Source organism: Anabaena cylindrica UHCC 0172 (genome assembly GCF_034931625.1).
Lineage (GTDB): Bacteria > Cyanobacteriota > Cyanobacteriia > Cyanobacteriales > Nostocaceae > Anabaena > Anabaena cylindrica_A.
This window is the reverse complement of sequence record NZ_JAYGGY010000143.1, coordinates 1-10254: the sequence shown is the minus strand read 5'-3', so window position 1 is coordinate 10254 and position 10254 is coordinate 1. Positions and strand designations below refer to the sequence as shown.

The following is a 10254-nucleotide window of genomic DNA, read 5'->3' as shown; positions in this document are numbered from 1 at the left end:
AATATTATTTTATATTCTTATAGCATAATTTAATTGTTTTTCGGAGATGTCTAATGATTTTGAATCACGATTATTAATTATCTTTGATGGTTTAGATGAGTTGGCAATGCAGGGTAAACTTGGGGCAGAAGCCGCTAAAGAATTTATTCAGAAAGTTGATAAAAATTTAGCTAATTTCAATCAACGAGAAACTCGTTTACAAGTTTTGATTACAGGAAGGGATTTAACGATTCAAGAAAATAGCAATTTATTGGATAATTCATCACAAGAAATATTATATGTTTTGCATTATTTTGTAGAAAAAAATGAAAAATATAATTACATTGATGAACAAAAATTGTTAGAAACAGACCAAAGAAATTTATGGTGGCAGCGTTATGGTGAAGCCAAGGGAATAGAATATACTGGCTTACCATCTGAGTTAAATCAAGGAAAGCTGAGAGAAATTACTGCTCAACCGTTGTTAAATTATTTAGTGGCTTTGAGTTTCGCTCGTGGGGAAGTGGATTTTTCAGCAGATAGTAATTTGAATAGTATTTATGCAGATTTACTCAAAGCAGTTTATGAACGTAAATGGGCTGATAAAAAACATCCTACAAATCAAGAATTTAAAATTAAAGACGAGGAAGAATTTGCAGAGGTTTTAGAAGAAATTGCCCTAGCTTGTTGGCATGGAGATGGGAGAACGACAACAGTTAGTAAAATTGAAAAAATCTGTAGTGATAATATTCATTTTCAAAATCTTTTTACTGAATATCAGCAAGCAGCAGAAGCAGGTGTAACTCGTTTATTGACTGCTTTTTATTTTCGTCAGAGTGGGGTGAGGGAGCAAGAAAAAACTTTTGAATTTACTCATAAGAGTTTTGGTGAATATTTGACAGCTAGACGGATAGTGCGAGAATTATATTTAATTCATGAACAGTTAGAAGAACGTGAAAAGAATCACCGTAAAGGATGGGATGAAAAAGCAACTTTAAAACAATGGGCTATTTTGTGTGGGACATCCCCTCTAAATGAATATTTATTTAGGTTTATTTTTGATGAAATGCAGTTGCAAGAAATAGCAAATGTTGAAAAATGGCAGCAGACTTTATGTAATTTGATTAGTTTTATGTTACGTGAGGGAATGCCGATGGAAGAATTAAAGCTACCTAATTTTTATGAAGAAAATCGGCAAGCGCGAAATGCAGAAGAAGCGTTATTAGTTGTGTTAAATGCTTGTGCTAGAGTGACAAAGAAAGTTTCCGAGATTAAATGGCATTCTCTTCAAGATTTTGGTATATGGATTTCTCGGCTACGAGGACAAAGATTAGGTTATGATGATCGGATTTTTTGCTTAGATTATTTGAGTTATCTAGATTTGCAGAATTGTATTCTGATTCATCAAGATTTTTTTCGGGCGAATCTTCAAGGGGCGAATCTTCAAGGGGCGAATCTTCAAGGGGTGAATCTTCAAGGGGCGAAACTTCAAGGAGTGAATCTTCAAGGGGCGAAACTTCAAGAGGCGGATCTTCAACGGGCGGATCTTCAAGAGGCGGATCTTCAACGGGCGAAACTTCAACGGGCGGATCTTCAAGAGGCGGATCTTCAACGGGCGTATCTTCAAGACGCGAATATTCAAGGGGCTTATCTTGAGGGGGCAGATGTTAGAGGAACTATTCTGGAAGGTAAAGATTTAACGAAATTGAATACAGACAAAGATTCCAGCACCGTGTGACAACAACCGATATCATCAAAAGCTGTGTGAGTCAAAATCCTCGCAGTATAATTAGAAATTGTGCAAATCAGCGAGGATACAGATGACTGCTGCTGTGAATATTTCTCCAATTTCCCCTACTCGTGACACTGGTATAGCTTCTCATAGTCTCTTTGTTTGCAAAACCTGCGCCAGTGTTTGGCAAGATGGTAAGCGTGTCGGTGAAACTGGTGGTCAAAAACTTTTACAAGAAATTCAACAACTCGCCGAAAATTGGGATTTACGGGATGAGTTCCCTATTAAAGAAGTTGAATGTATGAGTGCTTGTAACCGTTCCTGTGTCGTCGCTTTTGCTGGTGAAGGTAAGTTAACTTATCTATTCGGTGATTTGCCGGTTGAGGGTTGTGCTGAGGCGGTGTTGGAATGTGCCAGCAAATACTACTCTAAGCCCGATGGCGTGCTGCCTTGGTCAGAACGACCCGAACCTTTAAAAAAAGGCATTTTAGCCAGGATTCCAGGAATTGCTTAAAGAATATGGGAATTTTCCAGTGGGTAGAAGAACCTCTCCCCCAACCCCCTCTCCGTAAACGGAAGAGGGGGCTACTGTTTTATCTTAGGACTTACGCAAAAAACGCTCAAACTCCTATTCCTCTGTGTCGCGCCAGTTGCTACAAGTCGGGGAACCCGCCCCAAGCACTGGCTTCTCTGCGTCCTCTGCGGTTCGTTATCTAGCTTTACTCAGCAAGCCCTAATTACCCATTACCTATTACCTATTACCCATTACCTATTACCTATTACCTATTACCTATTACCAGCCCTAACAGATATGATAAGTCTTCAAATGAAGATGATCGAGAATTGCTATGTTGCGTGTTTTGATTTTGGGTGGAACTGGTGACGCTGCTGAATTAGCTGCTAAAGTGGCAAATATTAGTGGTGTAGATGCGATCGCATCTTTAGCCGGTCGTACCCGTGAACCTTCTACCCCTGTGGGTAATTTCCGCGTTGGTGGTTTTGGTGGTGTGACAGGTTTAGTTGAGTATTTGCAGCATCAGCAAATAGATATGTTAATTGATGCTACTCATCCTTTTGCCAATCATATCTCCTGGAATGCAGCCGCAGCAGCAATGGCAGCGGGTATCCCTCGATTATTGATAAATCGTCCCCCCTGGGAAAAACAAGAGGGTGATATTTGGATTGAAGCAGAAAATATTACCGAAGCAGCCGCAGCTTTAAAAAACGAAGCACAACGGGTTTTTTTAACTATTGGTAGACAAGAAATCTCTGCTTTTTCCCATTTGCAAGAAATGTGGTTTCTGATGCGAATGATTGATCCACCAAATTCTGATGCTGTGATACCTCCTGGTTTGATGTTATTTGATAGAGGACCTTTTACTTTAGATGATGAAAGGGAAATTTTAAATCACTATCATATAGATACTATTGTCAGCAAAAATAGTGGTGGTAATGCCACATATCCTAAAATTATTGCCGCGAGAGAAATGGGTATCAAGGTAGTGATGGTGAAACGTCCACCTATCCCAGCGGGGGAACAAGTTGCAGATATAGAAAGTGCAATGAAATGGTTATTGGATAAGTTAGAAAACGATGAAGATAAATAGTCATATTTTAATCAGTTCCACCCCAAGTCCACACAGGATTACCATTTTTGATTCCCTGTTTAACAACTACTAAGGGATAATCATTAGCATCATAACCGCCGGCTAAATCAAGCATAAAATAAACTTTACCTTTGACAAAATGTAGCCTTAAATAATTAGTATTGTCAGTATATTTTTCGCCATTAATCTTGGTTATTCCAGCAGCAGCAGAGCATTTAGAATATTTGGGTTTTAATGTTCCTACCCATGTAGTGCTAAAACTATTTTTTGCAGTTATAGAAATATTATTTGCGTATTCACTCAAATTCACAGAACCATCAGTAGCAAAACCACCTTCTTGATAAGGACGGGGAATTTCAGTAACTATTACTTTCTCAGGACAGCTTTGTTTTTGATCGTTTTCACTATAAACTTTGAGTTCAATTTTATTTACTTCATTTTGCGCTTGGGCATTCAAGGAGGGGAATAGGGAAAGTAAAAAAATACTTATTCCTATGGTTAAAGATTGAGACGGTATATTAGGCATAAAGTTATTGATTAAATTGATTAAATATATTCATTTGTATATGATATCACGAAGGCTAAAAAGTTAATCTCAGTAGTTTTTCGGAAATATAAATAGGGTTTGCCATAAAAGTCTTTTCGTTAGGGCTAGGAGTCAGGAGGAAGAAGGAAGTAAGAATAGTCTTGAATCTGGTCAAGTGATAGATGCAGAGTGGGAGAGCGTGAAGGGGATGGAGATTAGGCTAGTTTATAAGGTTTTTCAGTGGTAGTTACAGCATATTTCAGGTAAATGAAGGCTCCTGACTCCTGCTGTATATTACCACTGATGAAATTAATTACTTTTTCACTACTTTTAAACGCTGGGTGATCATTGTCATGCCATCATTGCGGAGAATGACCGCAGAAATCCATTGGTGTCCAGGGGTTGATGGTGCGAGTCCGGTTTTAAATAGTCCTCCAGCAGTCAGTAATTCTAGGTTTACTGCTGTGGGGTTGAGATATTTGTTTGGTTGGATGTTTTCTTCTAGCGCACTTCCCAGGAGAAAATCATTTCCTAATGGTTCTTGAACGATCGCATCAAAGTTATATTTCTGACCAACTTTTACCTGTTGTGGTAATTTCATTTCTATTTGGGGCGGTTTGCTCCCAGAGGTTAGTTGGGTGCGTTCTGATAAGATGTCTTGACGCTGGATTTTTGTACCTGAAAGACGCTGACGAGAAGTAATTGTGGCGTTGAGGGCTAAGTTCTGACTGTTCGCAGAGGGTAGACCGGTGATAGTGGTGACTGTTTCTGCAATGATGTTCTTGCCTTCAGTTTTCCAAGATTGTAGGCGTGTGCTGTAGCGTAGTTGGGGATAACGCTTCCAAAAAGACTTCAAGGCTTGTTCCATCGTTTGGCGGTTTAATCCATCGCCATGAGTGAAATTGGGGCTGTAAAATTGCATTACGCCTTTAACATCACCCTTGGTAGAAGCGGCATCAATTTGAGTTATCAGGGTTTTGAGTGCTGCGGGTGCTGTTTCTGGTGTATTGGCTTGAGCAATTTGCCAGGTACTACTGAAACCAAGTGTAACTAAGAACGAAGCTAGGGAAATACCCACAGGAAAGGTTTTGTTGCGTTTCATTAATAAAGCAATAATGTTAGTCATTAGTAAGAGTTTACTGATTTGATAAGAGAAAGTAAGGAATTTGTTTTATCTTAGTTAAGCTAGGCGCTAAATGGTATAGCTTTGATGGCAAACGCACCAATACGATTACTGATAGCTGCTAGTGGGACTGGTGGACATTTGTTTCCAGCGATCGCACTGGCGCAAAAACTGCCAAACTATGAAATTGAATGGCTCGGTGTCCCCAACCGACTAGAAACGCAGCTTGTTCCAGACCAATATCCTCTGAATACGATTGCAGTTGAAGGCTTTCAGCAAGGTTTCGGTCTTTCTTCTCTGGGCATCTTGTTTAAGCTGATGGGTTCGATTTTAGATGTGAGACGCATCCTTAAACAGGGAAATTTTCAGGGTTTATTTACAACGGGGGGTTATATTGCAGGGCCAGCGGTAATTGCGGCTCGATCTTTGGGTTTACCTGTGGTTTTTCATGAATCTAACGCTTTACCAGGTAAAGTTACCCGCTTTTTTGGCCCTTGGTGTAGTGCAGTGGCGGTAGGATTTGAAGTTGCTGCAAAATATTTACCCCGTTCCAAAAATGTGTGTGTGGGTACTCCCGTGCGATCGCAGTTCCTAGATACAGGAGTTGATAGTACTCTAGACTTGCCAATTCCTGATGGGGTTCCCTTAATTGTCGTTTTTGGCGGTAGTCAGGGTGCAGTGGCGGTTAATCAACTAGTTCGCCAGTCGGCTCAAGCTTGGTTTGAAGTTGGCGCTTACATAGTACATTTAACAGGCGAGCAAGATCCTCATGTCGATAGTCTTCAACATCCACAGTATATAGTTTTACCTTTTTACGACAATATGGCTGCTTTGTTGCGACGGGCAAATTTAGCTATTAGTCGTTCTGGGGCTGGAAGTTTAACAGAATTGGCGGTATGTGGTACACCAGCAATTTTGATACCTTATCCCTTTGCGGCTGAAGATCATCAATCTTACAATGCAGCGGTTTTTACTGATGTTGGTGCAGCTTTAACTTTTAAACAGTCGGAGTTGACACCGGAGATATTGCAAAAGCGAGTTTTAGAGTTATTGCAGTCACCGACAGAGTTAGCGAAGATGGGAGAGAGGGCAAAAGCGATCGCATCTCCCGATAGTGCTGATAAGTTAGCAGCTTTGGTGCGAGAAATTGTGGAACAGTAGAAAATGAAGCGCAGAAAAAGGTGTGGGATTTATCTATTTATATGCAGGTTGCGAGCTAAGTAGAGTGGGTAATACCACTCTACAAGTTCAATAAAGATTAATATCGGTTTAAAACAATGGTCCACAAGGAATTGTTCCACGACGAATCGCAAAACCACTAGTTTCAGAATCATCTGCCCAAAAGAAGTCTTTGGTAGGAGGAGTGGTAGTGGTGTTGCATTCCGAATTGGGCTTCATGGCAATACCTTCATTGTTAAGGTTGGCCATTGAACTTGGTTTTTCATAAGCCTTTTTGCGGATAAATTTACCTTTTGTTGCAGAACCAACTGTGGTATCAATGGCAAGTAAATTCGAGCGGTTGGTGCAATTGTTGTCGCAATATGCCCATAAAGTATTATTGTCTCTATCGAAAGATAAATCCATGATCTTGTTATTACCACTGCTAATAGTGGCTATCTTGGTATAAGTAGAGTCGGATTTGAGCGCGTAGGCGTAAATTTTTCCATTCGCTTCTAGCCCAACGAAAAATAATCCTGTGCCGTGTGAAGAATACCTAGTGGGATCATAGGCAGCACTAGTACTTTCGTCTATGAATCCATTGGCAACCAAATAACTATCTGGAACCCAAGCGATCGCTTCCAATCCCGCGTTACTGCTAACTGATGGTAAATTACTAGTTAAATTCCATTCTTTAGTGGCATTAAGGGTGGTAGCAGAGCCGCTGGTTTCATACTCTAAAACGCTCAATTTGCTATTACCACTACCATCGCGCTCAGTAGCAACGTAGATAGTTGTTGAAGTAAGCTCACCTTTGGTTATGCCTTCCGCATCTGGCGCACCACTGCCATTAGGATAACGCAAGGTTTTACCAGAACTCCAACCATTAGTAGTATCTTTAACAAAATTGCTACCGCTTGGTACCATCTTAAAGAGTTTTGATGGTGAATTCTGCACTGCCCATAACGTTGCAGGTTCATAGAACAAACCGCTCATATTACCACCAAATGTACCAGTATTAACTGTTACGACAGTTGTAGTGGTAGGCCATGCGGTGTAGGCAACCTGTGCTATGGCTTTTGCACCCAATAAACTGATGGCACCTGTAAAAAACAGCTTTGCCATCAAGGAGGTAGATACTTTCATTGTTTAGTATTTATTGAGAATAATTAAGAATTGAAATCCACACACCGTTTAATTTTCGGTACGTAGGTTGTTTGGCTGAAGCGACATCAAAAAGGTGTGCGTCGTAATAATTGTTTCAGATAAATATTATAAATATGTTAAATATGTATTATAAATATGTTAAATATCAATTTCTATATATATTTATCTATTCGCAGAGCATCTCGCAAACAAGTCATCACCTAATAATTCATTCACCTACATTTTGTTTAGGTAAAACGTTACGAAAAGAGTTTGATAATTCTGTAAATTTGCAAATAATATCAGGATTACTATTAATATCTTTTTGTATGACTTATATTCGTGCATTAATATAAGCAGTTCTCGGTGTTATGAGGTACAAGAACCCCACCCACAAACGATGAGAGGGCTATCAATACTGCTCGGTTAAGAATTTTTGTAGGTTGGGTTGAACGATAGTGAAACCCAACAAATGCCTGTAAATGTTGGGTTTCGTTCCTCAACCCAACCTACCTAATTTCATTTTTTGAGCTTAACCGACAAGTATTGAGAGGGCTATGATGTACCTTATATAATTGGAAATAATTGGAACCCGCTGTATAAGCAGTCATAATTTGAGTATTTAATTGAAGGTAAGGATTCAGGATATAGAATATTTGATGTAGCAGGGAACAGGGAACAGAAGAGAAAAATATTCTTCTTCCTTCTTCCTTCTTCCTTCTTCCTTCTTCCTCCTGACTCCTACCTCATTTTCAAACTTGAGTTATTTTTTTAGCTACTGTTGATGACACAGGCATCACCGATAACCTATTTCCTGGTCTTACCAAAAGTAACTCATCAGCGCTAAACTTTTCTTTGAGTATTGATAGTGAAATAGGATTAGAGAAAATCTCAACAAATTCCACCATTACTGTTTGCCAGCGAGGGGATTCAGGAGTTGCTTTAGGGTCATAATATTTACTTGTTGGCTCAAACTGTGTTGGATCAGCAATGCCTGTTTTAATTACACGCATTAACCCCACAATTCCAGGGGGATTAGTATTAGAATGATAAAAAAAAGCTAAATCTCCTAACTGCATTTGGCGGAGAAAATTACGAGCTTGATAATTGCGAACACCATCCCAAATAGTCTCATGCTGTTGTTGCAGATCAGTAATACTATAAACTTCTGGTTCTGATTTCATTAACCAATAATTGACTGAATCCATATTTTTAAGATTTTTAATAATACTTACTTGTGTGAACAGCCGCACACCATTCCTGGTGGATACAGTGTGGGCTTCTGAGTTTATCAAATGTTGAAATCGCGCAAAGCCAGACGAATTTGCTCCATACGTCTGCGGTTGACTCCAAGATCAGAATCTCCCACGCGAGAGGCTGAACGTATATGAATTACTGGCTCATTAGGAGGTAAATAAAATTCTACATCGTCAATAAATTTGAAAATACGACTTTTAGAAAGAGCATGAATATAATCATCTGTCTGTTCTATCACTTCTGTTCGGGGAACAACTGTGAGAACTTTTAGTAATGCTGCTCTAGCTTGATCATGGTCTATATGATAGGGAATTGCTGCAATGGTGTGTTCAGAATCAGCATTATTTTGACTGACAACACAATTAGGGGAAGCTGGACAAGAAGTGAGATGACCTGACTTAATTCCTAAAGCCCAAGTAATTTCAGGAAATATTAGAATATTTATGGTTAAAAGTATTGCAAAAATAATACCCTGTAATTTCTGTGAAAACATATTTTTTCTGATTGCTACAATTACAATATCAAGTTTATTACACTAACCTAATTATTAGGCTTTTACTTTCTGACAATCTAGAAAGCCAAGAAGCAATATTAACATATATCGCTCCTCAATGAGATATCTATCCCTTGGAGTCGTAGGCATAACATCTATTTGTTCTCTGCCTCTGCGCCCTGTGAGTTTCCGTGTTATGCGCTGTATGAACGTTGAAATGTCTTGTTCACAAATGAAAAAGAATTGCTATACTGCAAACGGGTCAAACTTGGACTTATGTCATACTGACCGTAACGTAGTGCAGGGAAGTATCTCGGAGATTCTTCACTTCTTTCAGAATGACACTTTTAACCCGTTTTTAGTATATATCAAAGGTTAAATTAGCGATCGCATCCTATTGTTTCTGCATTGCCAGCTTTGAGTGTAATATAGAGTGGGGATCGCTATTGTCTATTCCCAATTCAAGCTACCTACAGCAACATCTACACTTTTGTCAAGACTAGACATAGGGGGTCTAACCCCTGCTATCTTAGTGATAAGGGGATCAATATTACACTATTACGGAGGTGCATCATTATGCTTAGGGGTAACACCAAGAAACAATTCACTCATTACCCTCTAATGACGTTATTAGTTACAGGGGTGCTAGGTGCATATTCAACCATTGAAAACATTGGTTATGGAAAGGAAATCCATACTGACCTAAAATTAGCTTACTTAACATCTCCAGCTAAATCTAATAAAGCTACTGCGGTGAAAAGTTCTAACCCTATCAAAACGATAGACGAAAAAAAAGCTTTCAATTTAGTCTGGAATTTACCACAAGTGCAACGCAAAGCACGAGAAATTGCCAGCCTTTCTAGAGGGAGTATAAAACTTGCAGCGGTTGTTGAGAGTTCTCCTACTATAGATACACCCTTTTATGTAGTTAGCGTGTTTGAAAATCATTCAGACAAAACTACTAATCCAGTTTATTGGTTTCGTGTGTCCAGTTCTAGCAGTGTCATTGAGCCTTTAGATTTGGTGCAGAACCAATATATAGCATTAGACAAATGGAATCCTGATGGACGATGAGACAAGTTCTCAAGTTGTAGTGGACTAACTTACTACTACAAATCGGTTTCCCTTTATTTCTACTCCTTGCATTTTGCTTTTTTTTAATAAAAAACTCTTTTTAGTAATAACGTAAGTTGCTAGTTAGGGAAAATGTCTGATATGGCTAACGCCACGCTT

General features: G+C 39.1%; 10 protein-coding genes. 5 read left to right on the top strand and 5 right to left on the bottom strand.

The features are described 5' to 3' along the window. Positions 1-46 precede the first annotated feature (46 nt). The 3 genes from VB713_RS27930 (at position 47) to VB713_RS27920 (ending at position 3318) form a co-directional block, all read left to right on the top strand. A complete protein-coding gene (locus VB713_RS27930; RefSeq protein ID WP_323314739.1) occupies positions 47-1717 on the top strand; it encodes a pentapeptide repeat-containing protein in 1671 nt (556 codons plus the stop codon). An 82-nt stretch (positions 1718-1799) separates the two neighbouring features. Continuing rightward, positions 1800-2225, top strand: a complete 426-nt coding sequence (locus tag VB713_RS27925; protein WP_323314738.1) for a DUF1636 domain-containing protein — start codon at positions 1800-1802, stop codon at positions 2223-2225. Between the two features lie 334 nt (positions 2226-2559). Beyond that, positions 2560-3318 (top strand): cobalt-precorrin-6A reductase, encoded by a 759-nt coding sequence (locus VB713_RS27920; RefSeq protein ID WP_323314737.1) that lies wholly within the window; start codon positions 2560-2562, stop codon positions 3316-3318. Between the two features lie 7 nt (positions 3319-3325). On the opposite strand, the gene VB713_RS27915 is transcribed toward VB713_RS27920, so the two are convergent. Beyond that, the gene (locus VB713_RS27915) at positions 3326-3844 is read right to left on the bottom strand and encodes a hypothetical protein (protein WP_323314736.1); all 519 of its coding nucleotides are present in this window, start codon (positions 3842-3844) and stop codon (positions 3326-3328) included. 313 nt (positions 3845-4157) lie between these two features. Continuing rightward, positions 4158-4970: a nuclear transport factor 2 family protein gene (locus tag VB713_RS27910; protein ID WP_323314735.1), complete on the bottom strand. Its 813-nt coding sequence runs from the start codon at positions 4968-4970 to the stop codon at positions 4158-4160. Between the two features lie 84 nt (positions 4971-5054). On the opposite strand from VB713_RS27910, the gene murG reads away from it, so the two are divergent. Then, positions 5055-6128: an undecaprenyldiphospho-muramoylpentapeptide beta-N-acetylglucosaminyltransferase gene (gene murG / locus VB713_RS27905; protein WP_323314734.1), complete on the top strand. Its 1074-nt coding sequence runs from the start codon at positions 5055-5057 to the stop codon at positions 6126-6128. A gap of 108 nt (positions 6129-6236) precedes the next feature. Here the strand turns inward: murG and VB713_RS27900 are convergent, their stop codons facing one another. The 3 genes from VB713_RS27900 to VB713_RS27890 form a co-directional block, all read right to left on the bottom strand. After that, the gene (locus VB713_RS27900) at positions 6237-7271 is read right to left on the bottom strand and encodes a hypothetical protein (protein ID WP_323314733.1); all 1035 of its coding nucleotides are present in this window, start codon (positions 7269-7271) and stop codon (positions 6237-6239) included. 752 nt (positions 7272-8023) lie between these two features. After that, entirely contained in the window at positions 8024-8479 is a 456-nt protein-coding gene (locus VB713_RS27895) for an EVE domain-containing protein (RefSeq protein ID WP_323314732.1), read from the bottom strand. Between the two features lie 83 nt (positions 8480-8562). Next, positions 8563-9021, bottom strand: a complete 459-nt coding sequence (locus tag VB713_RS27890; RefSeq protein WP_323314731.1) for a DUF1499 domain-containing protein — start codon at positions 9019-9021, stop codon at positions 8563-8565. 576 nt (positions 9022-9597) lie between these two features. Here VB713_RS27890 and VB713_RS27885 point away from each other — a divergent pair. Further along, positions 9598-10095, top strand: coding sequence for a hypothetical protein (locus VB713_RS27885; RefSeq protein WP_323314730.1), 498 nt, complete (start codon positions 9598-9600; stop codon positions 10093-10095). The last annotated feature ends 159 nt before the right edge of the window (positions 10096-10254 follow it).

What these genes read in the sequence shown, in the direction of transcription:
- VB713_RS27930 (WP_323314739.1), top strand. Translation starts at nt 47, where the DNA reads ATGTCTAATGATTTTGAATCACGATTATTAATTATCTTTGATGGTTTA.
- VB713_RS27925 (WP_323314738.1), top strand. Translation starts at nt 1,800, where the DNA reads ATGACTGCTGCTGTGAATATTTCTCCAATTTCCCCTACTCGTGACACT.
- VB713_RS27920 (WP_323314737.1), top strand. Translation starts at nt 2,560, where the DNA reads ATGTTGCGTGTTTTGATTTTGGGTGGAACTGGTGACGCTGCTGAATTA.
- VB713_RS27915 (WP_323314736.1), bottom strand. Translation starts at nt 3,844, where the DNA reads ATGCCTAATATACCGTCTCAATCTTTAACCATAGGAATAAGTATTTTT.
- VB713_RS27910 (WP_323314735.1), bottom strand. Translation starts at nt 4,970, where the DNA reads ATGACTAACATTATTGCTTTATTAATGAAACGCAACAAAACCTTTCCT.
- murG (WP_323314734.1), top strand. Translation starts at nt 5,055, where the DNA reads ATGGCAAACGCACCAATACGATTACTGATAGCTGCTAGTGGGACTGGT.
- VB713_RS27900 (WP_323314733.1), bottom strand. Translation starts at nt 7,271, where the DNA reads ATGAAAGTATCTACCTCCTTGATGGCAAAGCTGTTTTTTACAGGTGCC.
- VB713_RS27895 (WP_323314732.1), bottom strand. Translation starts at nt 8,479, where the DNA reads ATGGATTCAGTCAATTATTGGTTAATGAAATCAGAACCAGAAGTTTAT.
- VB713_RS27890 (WP_323314731.1), bottom strand. Translation starts at nt 9,021, where the DNA reads ATGTTTTCACAGAAATTACAGGGTATTATTTTTGCAATACTTTTAACC.
- VB713_RS27885 (WP_323314730.1), top strand. Translation starts at nt 9,598, where the DNA reads ATGCTTAGGGGTAACACCAAGAAACAATTCACTCATTACCCTCTAATG.